This is a genomic window from Martinezella multihospitum (assembly GCF_900094585.1).
GTDB lineage: Bacteria > Pseudomonadota > Alphaproteobacteria > Rhizobiales > Rhizobiaceae > Rhizobium > Rhizobium multihospitium.
Genome location: NZ_FMAG01000001.1, coordinates 341,409 through 363,559 on the forward strand (window position 1 = coordinate 341,409; position 22,151 = coordinate 363,559).

The 22,151-nt window shown below is 59.6% G+C and carries 25 protein-coding genes; 5 read left to right on the forward strand and 20 right to left on the reverse strand.

The window, feature by feature from the left end:
* Positions 1–93 precede the first annotated feature (93 nt).
* Positions 94–630: a recombination regulator RecX gene (recX, locus tag GA0061103_RS01520; RefSeq protein ID WP_092706428.1), complete on the reverse strand. Its 537-nt coding sequence runs from the start codon at positions 628–630 to the stop codon at positions 94–96.
* Between the two features lie 259 nt (positions 631–889).
* Here recX and GA0061103_RS01525 point away from each other — a divergent pair, with 259 nt between their 5' ends.
* Positions 890–1,921: an aldo/keto reductase gene (locus GA0061103_RS01525; protein WP_092706430.1), complete on the forward strand. Its 1,032-nt coding sequence runs from the start codon at positions 890–892 to the stop codon at positions 1,919–1,921.
* 61 nt (positions 1,922–1,982) lie between these two features.
* On the opposite strand, the gene GA0061103_RS01530 is transcribed toward GA0061103_RS01525, so the two are convergent.
* A complete protein-coding gene (locus tag GA0061103_RS01530) occupies positions 1,983–3,017 on the reverse strand; it encodes an aldo/keto reductase (protein ID WP_092706431.1) in 1,035 nt (344 codons plus the stop codon).
* A 93-nt stretch (positions 3,018–3,110) separates the two neighbouring features.
* Between GA0061103_RS01530 and GA0061103_RS01535 the strand changes: the two genes are divergently transcribed.
* Positions 3,111–4,013, forward strand: coding sequence for a LysR family transcriptional regulator (locus GA0061103_RS01535; RefSeq protein WP_092706433.1), 903 nt, complete (start codon positions 3,111–3,113; stop codon positions 4,011–4,013).
* Between the two features lie 61 nt (positions 4,014–4,074).
* Here the strand turns inward: GA0061103_RS01535 and GA0061103_RS01540 are convergent, their stop codons facing one another.
* From GA0061103_RS01540 to GA0061103_RS01585, 11 genes are all read right to left on the reverse strand, one after another.
* Positions 4,075–4,734 (reverse strand): peroxiredoxin, encoded by a 660-nt coding sequence (locus tag GA0061103_RS01540; protein WP_092706435.1) that lies wholly within the window; start codon positions 4,732–4,734, stop codon positions 4,075–4,077.
* 113 nt (positions 4,735–4,847) lie between these two features.
* Positions 4,848–5,432, reverse strand: coding sequence for an RBBP9/YdeN family alpha/beta hydrolase (locus tag GA0061103_RS01545; RefSeq protein ID WP_092706437.1), 585 nt, complete (start codon positions 5,430–5,432; stop codon positions 4,848–4,850).
* A gap of 61 nt (positions 5,433–5,493) precedes the next feature.
* On the reverse strand, positions 5,494–5,664 hold the full coding sequence (locus GA0061103_RS34930; protein WP_167376507.1) for a hypothetical protein: 171 nt from the start codon (positions 5,662–5,664) through the stop codon (positions 5,494–5,496).
* A gap of 60 nt (positions 5,665–5,724) precedes the next feature.
* A complete protein-coding gene (gene msuE, locus GA0061103_RS01550) occupies positions 5,725–6,285 on the reverse strand; it encodes an FMN reductase (protein WP_092706439.1) in 561 nt (186 codons plus the stop codon).
* A gap of 351 nt (positions 6,286–6,636) precedes the next feature.
* A complete protein-coding gene (locus tag GA0061103_RS01555; protein ID WP_092706441.1) occupies positions 6,637–7,833 on the reverse strand; it encodes a mandelate racemase/muconate lactonizing enzyme family protein in 1,197 nt (398 codons plus the stop codon).
* An 11-nt stretch (positions 7,834–7,844) separates the two neighbouring features.
* Entirely contained in the window at positions 7,845–8,600 is a 756-nt protein-coding gene (locus GA0061103_RS01560; protein ID WP_092706443.1) for a sugar phosphate isomerase/epimerase family protein, read from the reverse strand.
* 65 nt (positions 8,601–8,665) lie between these two features.
* Positions 8,666–9,145 (reverse strand): VOC family protein, encoded by a 480-nt coding sequence (locus GA0061103_RS01565; protein WP_092706445.1) that lies wholly within the window; start codon positions 9,143–9,145, stop codon positions 8,666–8,668.
* A gap of 79 nt (positions 9,146–9,224) precedes the next feature.
* Complete coding sequence (locus tag GA0061103_RS01570; protein WP_092706447.1) at positions 9,225–10,469, reverse strand: ABC transporter substrate-binding protein; 1,245 nt, start codon at positions 10,467–10,469, stop codon at positions 9,225–9,227.
* Positions 10,470–10,481: 12 nt separating this feature from the next.
* Positions 10,482–11,582: an ABC transporter ATP-binding protein gene (locus tag GA0061103_RS01575; RefSeq protein WP_092706449.1), complete on the reverse strand. Its 1,101-nt coding sequence runs from the start codon at positions 11,580–11,582 to the stop codon at positions 10,482–10,484.
* 8 nt (positions 11,583–11,590) lie between these two features.
* A complete protein-coding gene (locus GA0061103_RS01580; RefSeq protein WP_092706450.1) occupies positions 11,591–12,520 on the reverse strand; it encodes a carbohydrate ABC transporter permease in 930 nt (309 codons plus the stop codon).
* Positions 12,517–13,416, reverse strand: coding sequence for a carbohydrate ABC transporter permease (locus GA0061103_RS01585; protein ID WP_092706452.1), 900 nt, complete (start codon positions 13,414–13,416; stop codon positions 12,517–12,519). Before GA0061103_RS01585 ends, GA0061103_RS01580 begins: the two co-directional genes overlap by 4 nt.
* Before the next feature lie 132 nt (positions 13,417–13,548).
* Between GA0061103_RS01585 and GA0061103_RS01590 the strand changes: the two genes are divergently transcribed.
* From GA0061103_RS01590 to GA0061103_RS01600, 3 genes are all read left to right on the forward strand, one after another.
* Entirely contained in the window at positions 13,549–14,355 is an 807-nt protein-coding gene (locus tag GA0061103_RS01590) for a 2,5-diketo-D-gluconic acid reductase B (RefSeq protein WP_092706454.1), read from the forward strand.
* A gap of 108 nt (positions 14,356–14,463) precedes the next feature.
* Positions 14,464–14,904 carry a VOC family protein gene (locus GA0061103_RS01595; RefSeq protein ID WP_092706456.1) on the forward strand — a complete coding sequence of 147 codons (441 nt, stop codon included), beginning with the start codon at positions 14,464–14,466 and terminating at the stop codon, positions 14,902–14,904.
* A 16-nt stretch (positions 14,905–14,920) separates the two neighbouring features.
* Positions 14,921–15,946 (forward strand): LacI family DNA-binding transcriptional regulator, encoded by a 1,026-nt coding sequence (locus GA0061103_RS01600; RefSeq protein ID WP_092706458.1) that lies wholly within the window; start codon positions 14,921–14,923, stop codon positions 15,944–15,946.
* A gap of 18 nt (positions 15,947–15,964) precedes the next feature.
* Here GA0061103_RS01600 and GA0061103_RS01605 read toward each other — a convergent pair whose 3' ends face one another.
* The 7 genes from GA0061103_RS01605 to GA0061103_RS01635 all read right to left on the reverse strand — a co-directional run bounded on the left by GA0061103_RS01605 (position 15,965) and on the right by GA0061103_RS01635 (position 22,124).
* Positions 15,965–16,879, reverse strand: a complete 915-nt coding sequence (locus GA0061103_RS01605; protein ID WP_245304624.1) for a TolB family protein — start codon at positions 16,877–16,879, stop codon at positions 15,965–15,967.
* A 321-nt stretch (positions 16,880–17,200) separates the two neighbouring features.
* On the reverse strand, positions 17,201–18,394 hold the full coding sequence (locus GA0061103_RS01610) for a UxaA family hydrolase (RefSeq protein WP_092706460.1): 1,194 nt from the start codon (positions 18,392–18,394) through the stop codon (positions 17,201–17,203).
* Complete coding sequence (locus tag GA0061103_RS01615; RefSeq protein ID WP_092706462.1) at positions 18,391–18,723, reverse strand: UxaA family hydrolase; 333 nt, start codon at positions 18,721–18,723, stop codon at positions 18,391–18,393. Before GA0061103_RS01615 ends, GA0061103_RS01610 begins: the two co-directional genes overlap by 4 nt.
* Positions 18,724–18,727: 4 nt before the next feature.
* On the reverse strand, positions 18,728–19,426 hold the full coding sequence (locus GA0061103_RS01620) for an RraA family protein (protein ID WP_092706464.1): 699 nt from the start codon (positions 19,424–19,426) through the stop codon (positions 18,728–18,730).
* A gap of 26 nt (positions 19,427–19,452) precedes the next feature.
* Positions 19,453–20,238: an SDR family NAD(P)-dependent oxidoreductase gene (locus GA0061103_RS01625; protein ID WP_092708506.1), complete on the reverse strand. Its 786-nt coding sequence runs from the start codon at positions 20,236–20,238 to the stop codon at positions 19,453–19,455.
* Between the two features lie 14 nt (positions 20,239–20,252).
* Positions 20,253–21,266 carry a zinc-binding alcohol dehydrogenase family protein gene (locus GA0061103_RS01630; protein ID WP_092706466.1) on the reverse strand — a complete coding sequence of 338 codons (1,014 nt, stop codon included), beginning with the start codon at positions 21,264–21,266 and terminating at the stop codon, positions 20,253–20,255.
* Positions 21,267–21,332: 66 nt separating this feature from the next.
* Positions 21,333–22,124 carry a transporter substrate-binding domain-containing protein gene (locus GA0061103_RS01635; RefSeq protein ID WP_092706468.1) on the reverse strand — a complete coding sequence of 264 codons (792 nt, stop codon included), beginning with the start codon at positions 22,122–22,124 and terminating at the stop codon, positions 21,333–21,335.
* Positions 22,125–22,151 lie beyond the last annotated feature (27 nt).

Here is a 22,151-nt window from a genome sequence, read left to right on the forward strand (position 1 = left end):
ATCTGCCTTCACGAATTTCCCCTGCGCGCCCTACCCTGCTCAAGTGCGGCGAAACTAGCCGGTGACCTTGGCTATTTCAATGAGCATCGGACCTCAGAAAGCAGAGGCCGACAGCAATAGTTCTTCGGCATCCTCTCGCTCCATATCGAAAACCCGTTTGCCGATCGCAAAGCTAAAGCCGTTGCGGGCGAAGGCGGATAGTTCCTTTGCCTTGCGCTTCTCGTCGAGATCGCCACGCCGGAACGGCCCGAAGCCACGCTTCCTGGCAAAGATGACGGCGGAGTGGAGATCGTCGACCTCCTCCACGGCCGCGACGACGGTTTCGCCGGCAATGCCTTTGGATGCAAGCTTGAAGGCGATGGCTTTCTTCGATTTGCCGGAACGAACCGCCGAGCGCGTGCTGATCTCGGCAAAGGCGACATCATCGAGCACCTTCAGCTCGTAGGCGAATTTGACCGCGAAATCGGCAAGCGCCTTGATCTGCGCCTCGCTGATATCCCCGAATTTCTGTTTCGCTTTCTTGGCGATCGCATCGGACAGCTGCTTCTCCGTCATCATCCGGCGTTCGAGGCGATAGATCGTGGAGTTGCGTGCCCAGGAAAGCATGCGGCTTGTCGGCGTTTCATCCATGAAGGGAGGCATTCGGCGAGAGAAGAATCATCACGGAGAATTTTACCCAAGCAGGCCCGGTCAGGCAACGAATGCGCTTGGTAATCATGGGATGATTGGTTATGCTCCTTCTGCGGCCGCGGCGGTCAAACGCCGAGCGTCGAACCCCATCGACGGTGGAGGCCGTCTCAAGCACCACATTGCTATGGATCACGGAGCCTGCGGCTTTCCCGACAGCTTTGCCGATCGGGCACCAGCGCTCCGTTCAGAGGAGGCAGGAATGGATTATCGCAAGCTCGGCCCAAGCGGGGCCGTTGTCACGGCCTATTGCCTTGGCACCATGACTTTCGGCGCGGAAGCGGACGAAGCCGCGTCGCACAGGCTTCTCGACGACTATTTCGCATGGGGCGGCAATTTCATCGACACCGCCGACGTCTATAGTGCAGGCAAGTCGGAAGAGATCATCGGCCGCTGGCTGAAGGCTCGTCCGACCGAGGCCCGGCAGGCCGTCATCGCCACCAAGGGCCGCTTTCCGATGGGTAACGGGCCGAACGACATCGGTCTTTCACGCCGGCATCTGGGCCAAGCCCTGGATGATTCGCTGCGTCGTCTAGGGCTCGACCATATCGATCTCTACCAGATGCATGCCTGGGACGCCTTGACGCCGATCGAGGAGACATTGCGCTTTCTCGATGACGCCGTGCGCGCCGGCAAGATCGGCTACTACGGCTTCTCCAACTATGTCGGCTGGCATATCGCCAAGGCCGCTGAGATCGCCAAGGCGCGCGGATATACGCGTCCGGTGACGCTGCAGCCGCAATATAATCTGCTGATCCGCGACATCGAGCTCGAGATCGTCGATGCCTGCCTCGATGCCGGCATGGGCCTGCTTCCCTGGTCACCGCTCGGCGGCGGATGGCTGACCGGCAAATACAAGCGCGACGAAATGCCGACCGGCGCCACAAGACTTGGAGAAAATCCCAATCGCGGCAGCGAATCCTTTGCGCCGCGCAATGCGCAGGAGCGGACCTGGGCAATCATCGCCACCGTCGAGGAGATCGCCAAGGCACGAGACGTGACCATGGCACAGGTAGCGCTTGCCTGGACGGCAGCACGCCCGGCGGTGACTTCAGTCATCCTCGGCGCCCGCACGTCCGAGCAGCTTGCCGACAATCTCGGCGCCGCCAAGCTTACGCTGACGGAGGCGGAGATGGATCGGCTGAACGGGGTCAGCGCGCCGCAACCCGCCGCCTACCCCTACGGCGAAAGCGGCCGGAACCAGCGCCACCGCAAGATCGAGGGTGGCCGTTAAGTTTCATCCGGCGGCGGAGCATTCGCCTGCTTCGCCGCCATCATCGGGATCGCCTGCCGCGTCAAACCAGCGGCGGGTTGAGTCTGGCGAAGCCTTCTTGTCGCCGATAGGGAAAATAGGGATAGGGAGCCGTCATCTCGCTCACCTTGTCCAGCCTCTCGATCTGCTCTTTCGATAGCGTCCAGCCGACCGCGCCGAGATTCTGCCGCAACTGCTCTTCGTTGCGCGCGCCGATGATGACGCTTGCGACCGTCGGCCGGCTCAGTAGCCAGTTGATGGCGATTTGCGGCACGCTCTTCCCAGTCTCGACAGCAATCTCATCCAGCACATCGACAATATCGAACAGCTTTTCGTCATCGACGGGTGGGCCGAAGGTCGCGGTTTCGTGCAGCCGGCTCGTCTTCGGCAATGGCTGTCCGCGACGAATCTTGCCAGTGAGCCTGCCCCATGCCAACGGGCTCCAGACAAGGGCGCCGACATTCTGATCCGCAGCTAGCGGCATCAGCTCCCATTCGTAATCGCGACCGGCGAGCGAATAATAGACCTGATGGGCGACATGGCGCACATAGGAGTGCTTCTCGGAAACAGCGAGCGATTTCATCAGTTCCCAGCCGGAGAAGTTGGAGGCACCGATATAACGGATCTTTCCCGCCCTCACGAGTTGATCAAGGGTTGAGAGCGTTTCCTCAATCGGCGTCGAGGCGTCGAAAGCATGCAGTTGCAAGAGGTCGATGTAATCTGTCCCGAGCCGGCGCAGGGCAGCTTCGACCGATTTGATCAGGCGCGAGCGCGAGCTGCCCCAGTCGGCCGGTCCATCGCCCGTCGGCAAAGCTGTCTTCGTCGAGATCAGGACAGCATCGCGCCTGCCCCGGATCGCCTCGCCAAGCACCTCCTCCGAGGCGCCGGCCGAATAGACATCGGCAGTGTCGAAAAGATTGACGCCCGCCTCCAGGCAGATGTCGACCAGACGCCGCGCTTCCGCCGCATCCGTCGAGCCCCAGGCGCTGAAGAGAGGCCCGCGGCCGCCAAAGGTGCCGGCGCCGAAACTGAGCACGGGAACACGCAAGCCTGAAGCACCGAGATTTCTGTAGTCCATTGCCTATCTCCTTAGGTTTTACCGAGAGATAGACCCTTTGATTAAGATGATATAGATTGCCGAAAAGAAACAGATTTATGATTTCAATTCATCATGAGCCGTCAAGAGATCAATCGTTCCGGTGAAATGGAAGTCTTCGTGCGCGCCGTGGAACTGGGCGGCTTCACCGCCGCGGCCACAGCTTGCCGAATGACGCCGTCTGCCGTCAGCAAACTCATTACGAGACTTGAAAAGCGCCTCGGCTCACGTCTTATCCATCGCTCGACAAGACGGCTGCAGCTCACCCCAGAGGGCTGCGCTTTCTTCGAGCGCAGCGTCGCCATCCTTGCCAATATCGCCGAAGCCGAGCGCCATGCATCGGCGGGAGAGCAGGTTGCCGGACATATCCGCATCAACACGAGCGGCTCCTTCGGCAATCATGTCCTGGCTCCACTCATTCCGGGCTTCATGGCGCTGCATCCCAATGTTTCGCTGGAGATCTTCCATACCGATCGGATCGTCGACCTGATGGAAGAGCGCGCCGATGTCGCGATCCGGGCCGGGCCACTGAAAAGTTCCAGCCTCACGGCCCGCAAGCTGGGAGCAACACGAAACATCATCGTCGCCTCGCCGGATTACCTGCGACGGCATGGCTTGCCGCGCTCCTCCGCCGAGCTGGCAAAGCATTGCCGAATTGGCTTTGCCTATTCTCGGACGATCGAAGGCTGGCCGTTGCTGGTTGATAGCGAGGTTGCGACGATCCCCGCCGCGCGCAGCCTGCAGGTTGGCGACGGCGAAGCCATGCGGCATCTTGCGCTTGCGGGTGCCGGCCTGGCGCGTCTTGCCGCCTTTACCGTCAAATCGGATATCGCGGCCGGTCGCTTGCAGCCGGTGCTGGAAGAGCTCAATCCAGGCGATACCGAGGAATTCCATGCCGTCTATATCGGCCAGGGCGGCCCCTTGCCGGCCCGTGTGCGCGCATTGCTGGATTTCCTGCGCGAGAATGTCAGCCTTTGAAAAAGCGATGCAGCCGTTTCGGCCGCATCGCATTCATCGGAAACATGAATCTTGACGCCGATCAGGCGGTCGGCTGACGGGTCTTGCGCAGATAGGGCAATACCGTATCGAACGAGCCGAAACGGGTAATCGCGTCTTCGTTGGAAACAGCGGCGGTGATGATGACGTCTTCGCCCTGCTGCCAGTTTGCCGGGGTCGCGACCTGATGCTTCGATGTCAGCTGGATCGAGTCGATCGCCCTCAGGATTTCGCCGAAGTTGCGGCCCGTCGTCATCGGATAGGTAAGGATCAGCTTGATCTTCTTGTCGGGGCCGATGACGAAGACGGAGCGAACCGTAGCGTTGTCGGCAGGCGTGCGGCCTTCCGAGCTTTCGCCGGCGCCTGCCGGCAGCATGTCATAGAGCTTGGCGACCTTCAGGTCCTTGTCGCCGATCAGCGGATAGTCGACGTCGAAGCCGGTCGCCGTCTTGATGTCGTTCTTCCAGCGACCATGGCTCTCCACGGGATCGACGGAAATGCCGATGATCTTGACGCCGCGCTTGCGGAATTCGCCTTCGAGGCCGGCCATCGCGCCGAGTTCCGTCGTGCAGACCGGCGTGAAGTTCTTCGGATGCGAGAAGAGGACGGCCCAACCATTACCAACCCAATCGTGGAACTGAATCTCGCCCTGCGTCGTCTCCGCCGTAAAATCCGGTGCGATATCGTTGATGCGCAAACTCATTGTCTTACCTCCAAAGAACATGCCCTGGCGCGCGCTTGGGATGGCGGCCAAAAGGCGAGAAGAAAAATCCGCCGCACAATGGCGTCGAATGTCCGATATGAAAAGCCCTTCTTTTAAATGGACGCCGCGATTGCCGCTGAAAACCCTTGTGGCCTGCGATGCCTACTGCGCGCCTTCAGCATTTCGAGGAAGCCGTAACCGCTTGCCCAGCGCCCGAAACCGCTCGCTACATTGATATGCCCGGCAAGACCGATATTGCGGACATCCGAATTCCAGAGCCGTCCGAACATGCCGAGCCGGTCGAGGCTCATATAGATGTCGTTCAAACTCCCGACCGTCATGCTGGGAAAAGGCAGCGTTTCGGTCGGCATGGTGCCGAAGGACAGATGTCCGGCATGCAGGGCTTCCGTCACCGGAATATCGCAGGGCGCGACGAGCAGCGCGCCTTTGACCCTTCGCGCAGCCTGGCGGCCAGCCAACCTCGCCGTCAGCACGCAGCCCAGACTATGTGCGACGATATAGGCTTCACCCGCCTCTTCCAGCGCGGCTTCCAATTTTTCCATCCAGCTGCCGAGATTGGGAAAGTCCCAGTCGTCCTGCTCGACGAGCCGGACGTCGTGATGATCCTGCAGCCAATAGCGCTGCCAATGCCCCTCGCCCGAGCCGAAAAGGCCAGGCACAATCAGTACTCTGGTCATGTAAGCCTCACGAGAAAGATCGAACACAAAGCTTGCGACAGGAAATCAAAGGCGCATCCCTTCAATGCCAAGGCGCGGGGGATGTACACCAATAGTAGATCTCGTAGTCGCGCGCGGAGAGCTCTCGCTCGGTGGACTCGGGCCGATCAACCGGCTGGATGCGTCCATCCGCATCCCGCAACGCGCGTCCAGCGAAAATCGTCTTCAGGCGGCTAATGACATTCCACTTCATGTAACCCTCCATTTGGTTGATAGATCCGAGGCGGTCGAAGGCAATTTGTCCATCAGCCCATCATTCGGCCGCAGCGAGCACCCTTACCGAATGCGGGAAGAAAGCCGAGAGCTCACCGACGACTTCATTGATCCGGCTGGCCAGCGGCTCCGAAGAGACCTTGTAGTCGGTAAAATCACGATCAGACGCATAGACAGCGGTTGGCAGGGTGTGTGCCATGAAGAAGCCGAAGAGCGGCCGCAGCTGATGTTCCACCATCAGCGCATGCCTGTCTCCACCGCCCGTCGCGGTGATGATGATCGGCTTGGCGCGCAGCTCGTGTGGATCGATAAGGTCGATCAGATGCTTGAACAGCCCTGGATAGGATCCCTTGAACGTCGGCGAACCGATAATCAGCGCATCCGATGAGACGATATCGTCGATCACGCCTTTCGCCTGGTCATCGAGATCCTTGCGCCACTGAGCGGCGCCGAGGGACGCACCAACATCATGCAGATCATAGACCTTGCTTGAGAAGCCATATCGCTCGATTGCCAAATCCGCGACGGTCTGGACCAGCGCGTAAGTCTTCGACGGCCTGTTGAAGCTGCCGGCAATGCCGACGAGTTTGGGCGCACTCATTCTCATCCCTTCCGAAGATCGCATGCGTTTTCGATAATGCAAATATTGTCCATAAAAATAGTAGATTAAAAGGAACAGTGATCTCTGAAGGCATGAGAATTGGAAAATCTCTTTCTACGCTGCGGCCAGCTAGATGGGGCGCAACAAATGTCAACCGGCTGAAGAGGTGGGCGACGAACTTGCGTCTTTAAAAATATCACGGACGCCAAATAGTGGCTGGAATGGGATGCATTGTCGTGCCGAAGCCGGCCCCTCCCGCACACCATTAATGGGGCAGCGGTCCGTTTTTTCAGTCGCGTGGCCAAGGCGCATCTTGCGACCGGTGTTGATCTGCCGCCGCTCTAAAGAAGCTCAATCAAAAAACATATGATCTTCGTCTGTCAGATAAGGCCTCGCCTTTTCCGCATTCAGCGTCACCCCTAGGCCAGGAGTATCCCAAACCGCGATGTGGCCATCTACGACCAAAGGCGCCGGCAGCCCATCGACGATATCGTACCACCAGGCCGGATCGCCGACGGTATATTCAAAGGCGACATAATTGTGCGGGAGCGCTGCACAGACCTGGACGAGAGCGGCAAGTCCCAACAAACCATTGGCCGTTCCGTGCGGGGCCATCAGGATACCATGCAGATCGGCATACTCGGCGATCCATTTGAGTTCGGCGATACCGCCGACATCGCAGGGATCGGGGCCGATGATATTGACCGCCTTACTTTCGATAAGTGGCTTGAAGTTCTGCCTGAGATAGATCTGCTCGCCGGTATGGATCGGTGTCGATGTCGACAAGGTGAGATCACGATAGACGTCCGCATTGACGAAGGGCGAATAATCGCCGGTCAGCATGTCTTCCAGCCAGACAAGATTGAACGGCTCGACCGCCCTTGCAAAGCGGATCGCATCCGGCACCGTCCAGCCGGGGCCGCAATCGAGTGCGAGGCCGATCCCGTCACCCAGTTCCTCCTTCATCGCGACAACGCAGGCGACCATATGCTTCAGACCGCGTTCGGTGAGCAGGCCGCGGTCATGGGCGCCATGCATTCCGCCGGCTTCCGGATCGCCATAGAAGAAATCCGGCACCTCGACCCGCATGCGGCTGTGAAACCCGATCGGCTGTTTGACGATAGTGAAGCCCTCACCTGCCGCCTTCATTACGCGGCAGCTCCTGGCATAATCCTCCGGCATGAAGCCGGTCATCGGCTCGCGGACCGCACCATTATAGACGCGAACACGATCCCGTACCTTGCCGCCCAGAAGCTTGTAGATCGGTACACCCGCCGCCTTGCCGGCAATGTCCCAAAGCGCTATCTCGATAATGCTGACGACCGCCCCCCAGGGCTTGAAGCCACCGCGCTGCCGGATGCGCAGCATCACACGTTCGACGTCCGTCGGATCAAGGCCGATGAGCGCATCCCGGAACGCGAGAATGTAGGGCTTCAGGAACGGCTTCCAGGTTTCCGCCTGCGCATAACCGTCGATACCGGCATCGGTGACTATGCGAATAACGGGGCTCGAGCCGATGACGGCACATTTGACGTCGACGATCTTCACCTTGCTGCCCTCTACAAGCCGAGCGAGCGGATATGATCGATCGATCGCTTGGCAAAGCGCTGCCAATCGGAGGGATTGTCGTGCTCCGCAACAATGTGATCCGCCCGGGTCTTACGGAAGTATGGAACCAGTGCTGCCCAGTCGATGATGCCGTCGCCCGTCGCGGCCCAGCCGTCGTCGATCGTCGTTCCGAGAGGCGCCATATCCTTGGTCTGGATAGCGATAATACGATCGGCATAGAGCTCCAGTTCGGCAGCAGGATCGGCACCGGCGCGCGTGATCCAGCCGCAGTCGATCTCGAACAAGACCTCATCACCGGCACCGAAAATGTGATCGATCGGCCTCGACCCGTCCGCGAGGGGGACATATTCGAAATCATGGTTGTGCCAGGCAACCTTCAAGCCGCGCCGCGCCGCACGTTCGGCGCCCTGCGCAAGCTGCTCGCCGATCCCCTGCCAATAATCGGCGGTATCGATACGCTCCTCCTTCGGTACGAAAGGCGGGATCATGTAGGTCGCGCCGAGCGTCTGTGCGATCTCGATGAAGCGATCCGGCTCGGCGACCAACCCTTTCAGCGGCATATGAAATCCGAAGCAGGCAAGGCCCGCATCATCGATCTGCCGCCGCAACAGCGCGGGATCGCTTTCATAGGCCGGCAGCCACGGCTCGATCGCGTCATAGCCCAGGGATTTCAGCAGGGGAAACTGCGCGTGAAGCGGCGGGAAGTTCCTCGATGAGTACAGTTGATACGCGATCGGATAAGCCATGGATCTGCTCTCTGGGGATGAACATCGGAACTGGTCGGCCCTTCGCCGGGAAGGGCCGGCATAAATCAGCCTTGCGGCTCCTTGTCCTTGTCGAATTCGAGCAACTCGACCATGACACCAAGGTCCTTGACGGTATCGTAATAGGCATAGCGCCCATGACCGCCGTCGAATTCACCACGCTGCAGGAGCTGATGGCCCTTGCCCTCGAGAAAGGCATTGCGCTTCGTCAGATTGCGGGTGCGGAACGCGATATGATGGCAGCCCGCCCCCTTTTCCTCCAGCAGGTCGCGCCAAGCGCTTTTCTCCGGCCCAGGCTGAAGGAACTCGACGTCGATATTTCTGAACTTGAACATCATGATGCGGCAGCCGACGGCGGCAGGCTTGCCGTCGTAAATTGCCTGCGCCACATCAGGCTCCGCAGCCTTGCCCTCCTTGGGCATGGGTTTTCCCGTCAGATCGGAAAACCATTGCGCTGATTTCACCACATTGTCCGTGACGAAGCAGATCTGCATGACGGCATCTTCATCGAGAAGTCTTGTATCCATGTCTATCTCACCTTCCGTTCCTATTCGCCGTCGGCGGCAAGAAAGCTTGCCGCCATGACGAGCGTCATGTTTTCGGTCGTTATTTGAGAATCGCCTCGTATTGCTCCTTGAGCGCTGCGACCGCCTCATCCACCGTCATGTCCGGCTTGCTCCAGTAGTTGAAAGCAACTTCCCATATCGCCGACTGCCAGTCTGCATCGACCATCGAGTGAGGGTTCTGCACCTGGTGCGCGGGGTCCTTCAGCATGTCGAGGACATTCCTGGAGCAGGCGTCCAGTGTCGATGGATCGACATCCGTGCGCACGGGCGTCGAGCCTTTTGCCGCCGCGAAAGCGGCATTGATCTTCGGATCGACGATGAGCTTGGCGAACTCGACTTCCGCGGCATCTTTTTCCGCCGACTGCTTGCCGAGGAGACCCCAGGCGTCGACCGTCACGGACAGCGCCTTTGCGCCGGGGATCTGAAGGCAGCCGAAGTCCTTGCCGGCTTGCTTGCCGGCCGCGCGCCACTCGCCCTTCATCCAGTCGCCATGGATCTGCATGAGCGCCTGTCCCTCGATCACCATGTTGGTGGTCATGTTCCAGTCGCGATTGACGGAACCCGGGTCGGAAGCCTGCTGGAACTTGCGCAGCCACTCGAACGCGGTTCGAAGCTCCGGCGCATCGAGTGCGGCCTCATCCGGCTTCGGTCCGTAGATCCTCATAAAGAGATCGGCGCCGCCGACGCTGGCGACCAAGGTATGGGTGAGATAGCCGACCTGCCATTGCTGCGCGCCGAGCGCCAGCGGCACGATGCCGGCCTTCCTGATCTTGTCGAAATCGGCGTACATTTCGTCCAGCGACGTCCATTTCGAAGGATCGACGCCGGCCTTCTTCGCCGCCTCGATATTGTAATAGAGCATGCCGTCGATATGGATACCGAGCGGGATCTTCATGATCTGGTCGTCGACGGTGATCGACTTGGTGACCGAGGGCGGAAACTTGTCCAGTGCTCCATCCGCCTTGAAGACGTCGGTCAGCGGACGGCCGAGCCCCATATTCGTCAGATCGCGGTAAACGGCGGGATTGTTTTCGGAAAACACATTCGGAGGCTGGCCGCCCGTTACCAGGTTCATGAGATTGACGTTGGAGCCGGTATCATGCGGGATGGTGATATCGATCCACTTGATCCCCTTCTCCTCCGCCGCCTTCTTCAGGACGTTAAGAGCAGCGACCTCAGCCGGTGACGACCATTTCTGGTAGATGACCAGGTCCTCGGCGTGAACGATCATCGGGCAGATGGCGATCGCCGCCACGAGCCATGCCTTTTTCCAGTTTTTCAGCATGCGTTCCTCCCACTAGAGCCGCCGCCCGCTCTGGGCGTCGAAAAGATTCAATTTTGTCCTGGGATAGGTCACGGTAACGAGCTCGCCGGGGCTCAGCCTGGCAGCGCGATCCGGCTCGATGCGCACCGCGATCAGCGAGGAGCCGAAGCTAAGCGACAGGATCGCGTCGGACCCCGTGCGCTCGACGATACGCACCGGCAGCTCCAGCGAGCAGGCGACAGGAGACGATACATGACCAATCACGAAATGCTCGGGCCGCATGCCGATGATGATCGGCTGGTCATGGAGCGGATGCTGGGCGCAATAGTCATAGCCGGAAAGATCGAAGCGCCGGCCGTCAGCCGCGATCGCGCTCAATCGGTCCCCATCCCGCGCGACCCTGGCTTCGACGAGATTCATTGCGGGCGAGCCGATGAAGCCGGCGACGAACAGATTCGCCGGCTGTTCGTAGACCTCGTCGGGCGTACCGAACTGCTGGATCGCGCCGCCATTCATCACGGCAATCTTGGTCGCCATGGTCATCGCTTCGATCTGATCATGCGTGACGTAGACGACGGTCGGCCTGAGCTCCTCGTGCAGCTTCTTGATCTCGAGCCGCATTTCGGTGCGAAGCTTGGCATCGAGGTTGGACAGTGGCTCGTCGAAAAGAAGCACGTCGGCATGCTTGACCAGGGCTCGCCCGATAGCGACGCGCTGGCGCTGGCCGCCGGAAAGCTGCGCCGGCTTGCGGCTCATCAGAGATTCGAGCTGCAGCAGGCCCGCCGCCCATTTGATCCGCCGATCAGCCTCTTCCCGCGGCAGCTTCAGCGCCGACAGGCCGAAGCGCAGGTTCCCCTCCACCGTCTTCGTCGGGTAAAGCGCATAGGACTGGAAGACCATCGCCAGTCCGCGATCCTTGGGATCGAGCTCGGTGACGTCGCGTTCGCCGATCATGATGCGTCCGCTGGAGACGTCGGCAAGGCCCGCCAGCAGGTTCAGCAATGTGGTCTTTCCGCAGCCGGACGGGCCGAGCAGCACGAGAAAATCACTGTGATCGATCGCGAGATTGAGACCGGTGAGGACTTTGACCTCACCAAATTTCTTGACGATATGCTCGAAGGAAACACTTGGCATCCGTTGCCCTAACCCTTGATCGCGCCGGCTGAGATTCCCTGCACGAAGAACTTGCCGAGAAGGAAGTAGATGAACAGAGGCGGAATGGCGGTCAGCAGCGCCGCGGCCATATTGGCATTATAGGCAACCGTGCCCGTCGATACCGTCACCATGTTCGCGAGGTTGACCGTCATCGGCGCCGCACCAAGCCCGCCGAACGTCACGCCGATCAGATAGTCGTTCCAGATGTGCGTGACCTGCATGATCAGGACGACGATCAGGATATTGCCCGACATCGGCAGGATGATCTCGATGAAGATCTGCCAGAACGAGCCGGAGTCCATGATTGCCGCTTTGGTGAGATCGGCGGGAATATCCTTGTAGTAGTTCCGAAAGATCAGCGTGAGAACGGGCATGGACAACACGGTATGGATGAAGGCAACTGCCCAGAGCGAGCCGTAGATTCCCATACCGACCGTGATGACGATCAGCGGATACATGATGATCTGAAACGGCACGAAGGCACAGAGAAACAGAAGAAACAGGAATGCACCTGTCCACCTGACATTCCACAGCGCGAGGGCATAGCCGGTCACGGCCGATAGTGAAATCGAGGCAATCAACGACGGAAACAGGATTGCGACGGAGTTCCAGAAGCCGCCGCGAAGGCCAGTGCAGGTGATGCCGGAGCAGGCCTGGCTCCAGGCATAGATCCAAGGTTCGATCGTCCATTCCCGCGGCAGCGAGAAAATGGCACCCTCACGGATCTGGTCCATCGACTTGAACGAGGTGACGACGAGCACATAGAGCGGCACGCAGAAGAAGAGTGCCGCCATGGAGAGGAAGACAAGCACTGCGATCGAGCGACCCTTGATACGCTTCTTCGCTCTGGGGAACATGACCTCCACCGGTGCTTCAGCAGCAACGACCGAAGGTCTGGCGGTGGCGATATCGCTCATGCGCGACCTCCTTTGCGAGCGGCACGCTGCTGCCAGACGGTCAACGCAACCAGGGGCAGGAAGATCACCAGCGTCACGACAAGCATCATCGAGGCTGCAGCCGACGCGTAGCCGAGATTGCTCTTCTCCGTCATCGCCTTGATGGTGAAATAGGCCGGCAGCCAGGTGGATTGGCCGGGACCGCCATTGGTCATCGCGACGATGATGTCGTAAGCCTTGATGACGCCGAGGGAGAGCAGGATTGCGCAAGTGAGGAAGGTGAATTTCATCATCGGGATGATGACTTCGAGATAGACACGCCAGAGGCTGACGCCATCGATGCGTGCGGCACTCCAGATCTCCTGATTGATGCCCTTCAGGCCGGCGAGCATGAGCGCCATGTAGAAGCCGGAGCTTTGCCAGACAGATGCGAGAATGATCGCATACATCGCCGTCTGCCCATCATTCAACCAATTGAAGCTGACGCCAGTAAGGCCGATGCCATGCAGGAAATTTTCAAGCCCGAGCTGCGGATTGAAAATCCAGCGCCAGGCAACGCCCGTGACGATCAGCGAGACGGCGAGCGGATAAAGGAAAACGGTCCGAAACACATCCTCGCCGCGCCGTTCCCGTTCGATCATGGCGGCAAGAATGAAGCCCAACACAATCGCAAGCGCGCTACCGATTGCCAGCACGATCAGATTGCGAAGCGATATCTCCCAGCCCGCATCGGCAAACAGTCTGGTGTACTGGCGGAATGGATTGGACCAGTCGATCTCGTAATCAGGAAGACGCCGGCTGCGGGTGAACGAAAGCACGACGGTCCAGACGATCGATCCGATGAACGCGACGACCGTGATCAGTACGGCAGGCGCGAGCGCAAGCTGCGGGGTGACCCGGCTCCATCTCAATGCCATCGATTTTCCTCCCGATCAGCCTGTGCCGCTTCCTCCAGCGCTTGCACATCCTGATATTAACGTTAATACTAACGCCTTCTCGATGGGCGTCAAGCAGGTATTTGCCGATCGGGGTCTTTTGGAGGAGACATCATGACAGCTTCGATTCCACGGCTGGGCTTCGGGACTTGGGGGAGAACGGGCACCGACGGCGTCGCTGCAATCCTCTGTGCCCTCGAAACGGGCTATCGCCACCTCGACACGGCGCAGTCTTATGGCACGGAGGCCAGTGTTGGCGAGGCAATGCGGCAAAGCAGGCTGAAACGGGAGGAGATCTTCGTTACGACGAAGATCAAGGTGGACAATCTCGACCCCGGAAAATTGCTGCCTTCTCTGCGTAAAAGCTTGGAAACCATCGGCGTCGATCGGGTCGACCTGACCCTGATCCACTGGCCGCCACCCTATGACCGCATCGAACCGGGAGGCTATCTCGAGCAAATCGCCGAGGCTCGGGAGATGGGGCTGACGCGCATGATCGGCGTCTCGAACTTTACCATTGCCCTCCTGGAAAAGGCCGAGACGCTTCTCGGCAAAGGAGCCGTCGCGACCAACCAGATTGAGCTCAACCCCTTGTTCCAGAACCGAAAAATTGCCGTCTATTGCCAGGAACGCGACATCCTTGTCACCTGCTATCAACCGATCGCGCAGGGCCGTATGGGCGATATCGAGCAGATGCGGGCGATTGCGGAGCGACATGGGGCAACCGTCGAACAGGTGGCGCTCGCCTACGAACTCTCCAAAGGCTATGCGGCAATCCCGACCTCGTCGAAGGCGGAACGCATTCGCTCGAACTGGCTGGCACATGAACTTGATCTGACCACCGCCGATATCGAGGCGATCGACGCCCTGCCGCAAAGTTCACGGGCGATCGACCCGCCTGGGGCGCCGCTCTGGGACTAGCGGATATCAGGTTCGAGCCATCAGGCTGGCCGTCCAAACGGAAGCCTCAAAAGCATTACTTTCCACCCACGCGATATTATCGCTAAAACAATCCTTTGGAGCTATATCATGGATCACATTACCGGCCTCGGTCACCTCGCCATCAAGGTCAAGGACCTCGGCACCTCACTCGATTTCTATCGCGATCGCCTCGGCCTTCGGGAAATGCACAGGCTGGTGCGCGATGACGGGACGCCGTGGATCGTCTATCTGCGCATCACCGATCTTCAATTTCTCGAACTCTTCCCCGGCGCAGAAGGCGATCGTGCTCCCGGGCCGAATGCCAACGGCACCAACCATCTATGCCTGACGATTGACAATCTCGATATAGCGGCGGCAAAGCTGGAGAAGGCTGGAATTGCGCTCACCTCGCCCATCAAGTCCGGACTTGACGGGAATCGTGGCGCATGGATTGAAGATCCGGATGGTAACAGGATCGAATTGATGGAAATGGCGCCGGATTGCCTGCAATACAGAGCGATCGCCGCTCTGAAACAGCAAACGGTGTGACGGGAGTCGAATTTGCATGGCAAAGCCTGCGGCGCGCTTGAAGGACATCGCCGATAAGACCGGATTTTCGGTGAATACCGTGTCGCTGGCTTTGCGGGGCAGCTCGCGCATCCCGCCTGAGACCCGCACCCTCATCGCGGATGTGGCGCGCGAGCTGAACTACCTGCCCAATTACGTCGCCACGTCTTTGGTGCGGCGGGAAACCCGATCGATCGGGCTCATCCTGACCGACCTTTCCAATCCCGTGCTGACAGCCGTGGCGCAGGCCGTGGAGGGCGAGCTTTCCAAACGGGGCTATACGACCCTTTTCGCGACATCGAACAACGACATCGCAGTCGAAGAGAGGATGATCGAGACCTTCCGGGCCAGGCGCGCCGACGGCATGCTGGTCTTTCCGTGCAGCCATCGGCGACTGGATCATATCCGCAAGCTGCGCGCGCGCAATTATCCCGTCGTGCTTCTCGTCGGCGATCCGGATGCCGGCATCGATGCCGTCTGCATGGACGAACGGATGGGGGCCTACAAGGCGGTTGCGCATCTTCTCGGCAGTGGCCACCGCCGTATCGTCATCATCGATGGCGGCACGAAGCTCGGCAATTCGGAAAAGCTCGAGGGCTATATGCAGGCGTATCGGGATGCCGGCGCAGACATCGATACCGCGCTGTTTATCAAGCCGAGCGGCCACTCGGTCGCACATGGCTATTGGGCCGCGGATGCGATCTTCAGCCAGCGGCTCGGCGCATCAGCCATCTTCGCGACCAATGATTCACTGGCGCTGGGCGTCTTGCGCTATTGCGCCCGCAACGGCATTCGCGTCCCCGACGACGTCGCGCTCATGGGCTTCGACAATATCGAGTTCGGTGAATATGCAGTGACGCCAATCTCGACGGTCGACTACAATGTAGAGCGTGTATCGGCCATGGCCGTCGAGCGCGTCGTCGATCTGATCGGCGCGGAGGCGGATTTGCCGCCGCCCCGCGTCACCCTGATCGAACCGGATCTTCTGATCCGCCAAAGTTCGAATTCGACTATTCGCAGCTAGGCTATCCCGGCAAGCCTGTCAGCCCGCCGCCACCGGATAACGAACATAGGCGAAGGCGCTGGAATCCGGCGCCCAGGAATTCACGTTGATCGTGCCCTGTCCGCCATTGAAGGCATCGAGGTCGCGCGCCTTGCCGCCTTCGGCGGGCATGAGCCGGAGGATGACATCCTTGTCTGCGGGGTGGCCGATCGTTCCCACCGGATAACTCAGATAGACGAGATCGTGGCCATTGGGTGTGGGATGCGGGAACCAGTTTACCCGCTCGTCATGCGTCAGCTGCTCCAGCCCGGAGCCGTCGAGGCGCATACGGAAAGCCTGTGCATGTCCGGGCTGAGTCGCGGCGGCTTCGGAATTGAAATAGATCCATTCTCCATCCGGCGAGAATTCGGATCCGTCGACCGGGCAGGCACCATCGGTCAGGAATACGTCTTCACCGCCTGCTGAAGGAATGGTGCAGACACGCGTGAAGATGCCGCCGCCCTCGCGGCGCTCCAGCCCGATATAGGCGAGCGTTGCGCCGTCAGGCGAAATGCCATGCAGGTAATATTTGAAGCCGCGTGAAGCCCCGTGTTCATTGGAGACACGGCGCGGAGCGCCGCCCTCGAACGGCACCTGATAGAGATGGCCGTCATTGGCGCTGACGAAAAAGGAGCGACCGTCCGGCGATACGACATGGTCGTTGTTCAGGTTCTCGACCGGTACCGTGTTGATGCGATGCGGGCCATCCAGACCGTCCGGAGAGATGCGGAAGAGACGGCCGTCGCCATTATAGATCAGCCACTTGCCATCAGGCGACCAATTGGGCGCTTCAATGAGCTCGCCGGTTTCGTAAATCACACGCGCCGTCGATGTGGCGATATCGAAGACGACGAGTTCGCTGATTTGACGCGGCAATAGGCGTCGGCTTTCCGGTCCTGGGCGCATGGATGGCATGATCTCTCCTCCGCTTGGATTAACGATAATATAAGACAGCTTATGCGATCCTATTTTTGTCAACAACCACCAAATTGCCTGGATGTCGGCGCACGTGCCAAAAGCCTTGGCTCGGGCTACGTCATGGGTAAGAAACCCGCGACACGGCGGAACGTGGCACGCTGAAGACTACGGCTGTCCCCTATTGGAGGACGTCAGCTTCAAGCTGACAGGCAATGCAATATGACGCCGTGTCGACGAAGTTCCTAAAGCCTTCGACCTACATCATTGCGCCGCATATCAAGACATGCCTGATATGCTTCAGCCTAAATCCGACACACTCTAGACCGGCAGGCATGCCGGACCGATCGGCTCGAAGGACTTGTAGGTCAGGATGAACTCCTGATGGCCGAGACCTTCCGACTTCGTCGGTTTGCCACCGGCAACATCCTGCAGAAGCGTCACGATTTCCTGGCCGACCTCATCAAGGCTTGCTCGTCCCTCAAGGATACGGCCGGCATCGACATCCATGTCTTCCTCCAGCCGGCGGTAGGTATCCGGATTGGCGCAGATCTTGATCACCGGGGAGATTGCCGAGCCTGAGACCGAGCCGCGGCCGGTGACAAAGAACACCATGTGACAGCCGGAGGCGATCATCTCGACAATTTCGGCATTGTCGGAAATATTCGGGAAGCCGAACCTCACCTCGCCATCAGGCACCACGTCCATCAGGTAAAGACCGCCACGCGGCGGAATATCACCGGGCTTGATCAGGCCGGAGATCGGCGACGCCCCCGATTTGGCATAGGCGCCCATCGATTTCTCTTCGATCGTCGTCAGCCCACCATCGGCGTTGCCCGGTGCAAAGCTGCCGTAGCCGAGCGTGGCGTAGTAGCGTGCCGCCTTGGCAACTGCCGCACGAAGCTCGTCGGCAAGTTCCGGCGTGACCGCACGGTCGGCCATGATTTCCTCGCAGCCAATGAGCTCACCGGTTTCCTCGAAAATGCATGTAGCCCCGGCCGCTACCAGCGAATCGAAAGCCCGGCCCGCTGCCGGATTGCCGGTAATCCCGCTCGTTCCGTCCGACCCGCCGCAAACCGTCCCGACGATCAGCTCGCTGATATCCATCGGCACCCGTAAATCGCACGCCAGATTTTCGAGCTGCTCGCTCACCCAGGCACGACCGGCCGCAATCGTGCTGCGCGTGCCGCCATCGTTCTGGATGGTCAGTGTCTTCACCGGCCTGCCGCTCTCCTCGATGATTTTGGATAGCGAGTATTTGTTGAAGCTTTCACAGCCGAGCGACAGCAGCAGAACCGCCCCGATATTCGGATGGGTACAAAGCCGCTCCATCATCCGTTGTGCGTAGGCATTGGGAAAACAGCCGGGGAAGCCGATGAGATGAACCTCCTGCTCGTCGAAAGCCGAGATGATCTGACGTCCGACGTGGTGGGCACATTCCACCAGATAGGCGACGGCGACGATATTGCGGATGCCTTTGCGACCATCCGGCCGCAGATAGCCTTGCAGGGTCATTTTTTGATAACCTCCTGGATGTCGAAGAAGTGGCTCGGCGTGTAATCGCTCTTGACATTGTGCACGTGGACATGATCGCCGGGCGCGATCGGCGCAATGGCGGAACCGATCGGCGCGCCGTATTTGTAGACCTTGGCGCCCGGCGCGATTTCATGCCTGGCGATCTTGTGACCGCGCGGAATCGTCTTTGCGAGTGTCACCTCCCGGTCTCCGACGCGAATGCGTTCTCCTGCGGAAATATCCTCGCGACAGACAAGAACATTGTCCTTTTCCGAAAGCAGCAGCAGCCGCGGATCATCGGCATGTGTTAGCGGCACGCCAGAGCCCATGAGCTTACATCACCCCAAACGTCGCGAAGGCTTCGACCGTGCTCATGCCGCCGCGGATTGCCTCCGCCACCTTGTTTTCTGTACGCACCTTTTCCAGCGCGAGCGAAATCGCTTCCTTTTCGACCGCCTTCGGGATGACGAGAACGCCTTCGCGGTCGCCATAGAGCAGATCACCGGGTTCGATGCGGACACCTTCGATTTCGATCGGCGTATTGTAGTCGATGACCTTGCCACGAGGCCCCTGATCCTGCGCATAGATCCCGCGGGAGAAGGCCGGGAAGCCGAGCCGCTCGATTTCACCGGCATCGCGCACGTAACCGTCGAGGATCGCACCTGCCGCCTTAAGATGGATGGCTCTCGTCGACATCAAACCGCCCCAAAGCGCGTAGCGAAGCGACGAACCCGTGGCAATATAGACGTCGCCCGGCTTCAGCGAATCCAGCGCTTCGAACATGATGCCGAACGGCTTGTCAGCGAGCGGGCCAAAGGAGCCCTGCCCGTCCGAGAAGACATCGGCCTCGAGCACCGGCATCGCGCGGCCGGCGATTTTCATGTCGTCGCTCAGAGGCTTGATACCGGCGGGCAGGAACTGTCGACGATGGCCAAGCGTGTCGAGGATGTCGCCGACGACAGCGGTAAAAAGCTCGGTTTTCAACGCGCGGAACAGATCGGCGTCAGTTGAATAGGTCGCTGTGGTATCCATCGGGAAACCTCCCTTAATTGCAATTCTTAGAAGCCGATGACGGCACCGCCGTCGACGATAATGGTCTGGCCGGTGATGTAACCGGCGGCAGGCGATGCGAGGAAAGCACATGTCCAGCCGATTTCCTCGGCCGAGCCGAGACGGTTCATCTGGATGCGGCCCATGATTTTGGCGCGGCGGGCCGGATCGTTGGCCGTCGCCTTCTGGAAGAGGTCGGTATCGATCCAGCCGGGCGCGACGGCGTTGACACGGATTCCTCGGCCGGCGAACTCGGCCGAAAGCCCGCGCACGGCACCTGTCAGCGCCGTTTTTGCTGTCGTATAGCCCATGACCAGGGGCTGGCCGATGAAGGATGTCATGGACGCGGTAAAGAGCACGCTGCCATGCCCCCTTGCGATCTGGCCGGGCAGGAATTGCCGGGTCAGTTCCAGCGCGCCGCGAACGTGGACGTCCATGACTTCGTCGAAGTCGGCAATATTGGATTCCTCGAACGGCTTCTTCACCGTGTTCCCGGCATTGTTGACGACGATATCGACCGGGCCATGCATCTCCTCGATACGGGCAGCGAAAGCCTTGATCGAAGCAAGATCACGAAGGTCGAGGGGTGCTGATTTCGCCTGGGGACCGATCGATGCCGCCGCATCCTCGATAAGATCTGCCCTGCGGCCAGCCAGTACCACTTCTGCGCCGGAGGCGGCGAGGCAACGCGCGATTGCGAGGCCTAGTCCACTGCCTCCGCCGGTCACCAGCGCGCGCTGCCCGTCCAGTCGGAATGCGCCATGCCAGTCGGGAAGCGCGGTTGGAGATTTCATGTATGCTTGCGTATTCATCTTTCGACAATGACCTTCAAAACATCGCGGTTCTTGTCCCAAAAAGGCAATGCGCCTTCGGCCTCGGCGAAGGGTATGACCTTGGAAATAAGCGAGGCGGCGCGGTCGCCGATCGTCTCGAGATAAGCGATCACCGCATCGAAATCGGACCTGGTCGCGTTGCGCGACCCCATGATATCCAACTCCTTGAGATTGAACATTTGTGTCTGATAGGTGACGGGCGCCTTGGCGTAGCCGACATAGACGACGCGCCCGCAAAAGCCGGCCAGATCGATCGCCTGGCGAAAGGTTTCCGGAAGACCGACCGCCTCGAAGGCCACATCGACGCCCTGATCGCTCGTCAGCTCCACGATGCGCGCCCCGACATCCTCCGTGCCGGCATTGATTGTGTGGCGAGCCCCAAACTGTTTTGCCAGCGCGGTCTTTTCCGGGCTGAGATCGACGGCAATCACCTCGGCTCCACGAGCAACGGCTCCGATGACCACGCCCATGCCGATCATGCCGCAGCCCAGCACGACAATGCGATCGCTCGGCGAAACGCGGCCCCGCGCCACCGCATGGAAGCCTACCGATAGCGGCTCGACCAAAGCAAGAAAGCGAGGATCGAGCGTGTCGTTCAGAATCACCTTCTCCGCGGGAAGAACGATCTCTTCGGCAAGCCCGCCATCCTGCTGGACGCCAAGCGTCCGATTGTAGCGGCAGGCATTCACGCGACCCTTCCGGCAGGAAGAGCAAGTGCCGCAACTGGTATAGGGAAGAACGATGACGCGCCGCCCCGGTTGATAGACGGACGGGACGTTCGATCCGACCTCGATGATCTCGCCACCGATTTCGTGCCCAGGAATGCGCGGCAGCTCCACCAGCGGGTTGAGACCTCGAAACGTGTTGAGATCACTGCCGCAGATGCCGACATGGCGGACGGCGATACGAACATCGCCGTTCCCGAGCTGCGGGCGAGCGACATCGGTGAAACGGCTGACACCTTCACTTTCGATCAACAGGGCTTTCACGTGACGATACCTTTTCCGGATTGGGGGAGTGAACCGGACGCTCGTGCCCGGTTCACTGGAAACAGATCAGTTCAGGGTGGCGATGTCGGCCGGCAGGTCGACGCCGTTGTACTTCTTGTAGATTTCGTTGAGTTTGCCGGTCGCGAGATTCTCGTCGACAAACTTGTCGAGCCGCTGCTTCAAGGCAGCCTCGCCCTTGCGGATGCCTATGGCATAGGGGAATACCTTGAGTACCATCTTCACCTCGAACTTCGACGCCGGATTGCGCTCGTTGGCCGCCTTCATGATTTGCGGCGATGTCGCCATCACATCGACCTGGCCGCTGACGAGTGCCGTGACCAGAGTGGCGTCGTCATCGTAACGCACGATTTCCGAGCCGTCGTTGACTTTGGTGACTTCCTTGTCGTTGACACTGCCGCGCGTGGTGCCGATGCGCTTACCCTTCAGGTCGGCCATGGTCTTGATGGTCTGGCCGGCAGGCGCAGCGATGACCGATTGGATCACACCATAGGGCTTTGAATAGTCGATGACCCTCTTGCGCTCGTCCGTCACGCTGAGCGAGGCGATGACCATATCCGCCTTGCCCGTCTGCAGATAAGGAATGCGGTTGGGGCTGGTCACCTGGACGATATCAAGCGGCTGGCCGAGCTGCTCGGCAAGAAGCTTGGCAACTTCGACATCAGAGCCATAGGGCTGCATGTTGGCATCGATCATGCCGAAGGGCGGCGAGCCGAGATCAAGGGCGATAAGGACCTTTTTCCGGGCCTGGATATCCGCAAGGGCATCTGCCTGCGCATGGCTGGCGAACGTGCCCAGGATCGCAAGTGCGGTGGCTGCTAGAATATGACGGCGCTTCATGGTTCTCCTCCGATTTAATTTTGATTG

Coding starts and splice junctions, on each gene's coding strand:
- recX (WP_092706428.1), bottom strand. CDS start 630: ATGGATGAAACGCCGACAAGCCGCATGCTTTCCTGGGCACGCAACTCC.
- GA0061103_RS01525 (WP_092706430.1), top strand. CDS start 890: ATGGATTATCGCAAGCTCGGCCCAAGCGGGGCCGTTGTCACGGCCTAT.
- GA0061103_RS01530 (WP_092706431.1), bottom strand. CDS start 3,017: ATGGACTACAGAAATCTCGGTGCTTCAGGCTTGCGTGTTCCCGTGCTC.
- GA0061103_RS01535 (WP_092706433.1), top strand. CDS start 3,111: ATGAGCCGTCAAGAGATCAATCGTTCCGGTGAAATGGAAGTCTTCGTG.
- GA0061103_RS01540 (WP_092706435.1), bottom strand. CDS start 4,734: ATGAGTTTGCGCATCAACGATATCGCACCGGATTTTACGGCGGAGACG.
- GA0061103_RS01545 (WP_092706437.1), bottom strand. CDS start 5,432: ATGACCAGAGTACTGATTGTGCCTGGCCTTTTCGGCTCGGGCGAGGGG.
- GA0061103_RS34930 (WP_167376507.1), bottom strand. CDS start 5,664: ATGAAGTGGAATGTCATTAGCCGCCTGAAGACGATTTTCGCTGGACGC.
- msuE (WP_092706439.1), bottom strand. CDS start 6,285: ATGAGTGCGCCCAAACTCGTCGGCATTGCCGGCAGCTTCAACAGGCCG.
- GA0061103_RS01560 (WP_092706443.1), bottom strand. CDS start 8,600: ATGGCTTATCCGATCGCGTATCAACTGTACTCATCGAGGAACTTCCCG.
- GA0061103_RS01565 (WP_092706445.1), bottom strand. CDS start 9,145: ATGGATACAAGACTTCTCGATGAAGATGCCGTCATGCAGATCTGCTTC.
- GA0061103_RS01570 (WP_092706447.1), bottom strand. CDS start 10,469: ATGCTGAAAAACTGGAAAAAGGCATGGCTCGTGGCGGCGATCGCCATC.
- GA0061103_RS01575 (WP_092706449.1), bottom strand. CDS start 11,582: ATGCCAAGTGTTTCCTTCGAGCATATCGTCAAGAAATTTGGTGAGGTC.
- GA0061103_RS01580 (WP_092706450.1), bottom strand. CDS start 12,520: ATGAGCGATATCGCCACCGCCAGACCTTCGGTCGTTGCTGCTGAAGCA.
- GA0061103_RS01585 (WP_092706452.1), bottom strand. CDS start 13,416: ATGGCATTGAGATGGAGCCGGGTCACCCCGCAGCTTGCGCTCGCGCCT.
- GA0061103_RS01590 (WP_092706454.1), top strand. CDS start 13,549: ATGACAGCTTCGATTCCACGGCTGGGCTTCGGGACTTGGGGGAGAACG.
- GA0061103_RS01595 (WP_092706456.1), top strand. CDS start 14,464: ATGGATCACATTACCGGCCTCGGTCACCTCGCCATCAAGGTCAAGGAC.
- GA0061103_RS01600 (WP_092706458.1), top strand. CDS start 14,921: ATGGCAAAGCCTGCGGCGCGCTTGAAGGACATCGCCGATAAGACCGGA.
- GA0061103_RS01605 (WP_245304624.1), bottom strand. CDS start 16,879: ATGCCATCCATGCGCCCAGGACCGGAAAGCCGACGCCTATTGCCGCGT.
- GA0061103_RS01610 (WP_092706460.1), bottom strand. CDS start 18,394: ATGACCCTGCAAGGCTATCTGCGGCCGGATGGTCGCAAAGGCATCCGC.
- GA0061103_RS01615 (WP_092706462.1), bottom strand. CDS start 18,723: ATGGGCTCTGGCGTGCCGCTAACACATGCCGATGATCCGCGGCTGCTG.
- GA0061103_RS01620 (WP_092706464.1), bottom strand. CDS start 19,426: ATGGATACCACAGCGACCTATTCAACTGACGCCGATCTGTTCCGCGCG.
- GA0061103_RS01625 (WP_092708506.1), bottom strand. CDS start 20,238: ATGAAATCTCCAACCGCGCTTCCCGACTGGCATGGCGCATTCCGACTG.
- GA0061103_RS01635 (WP_092706468.1), bottom strand. CDS start 22,124: ATGAAGCGCCGTCATATTCTAGCAGCCACCGCACTTGCGATCCTGGGC.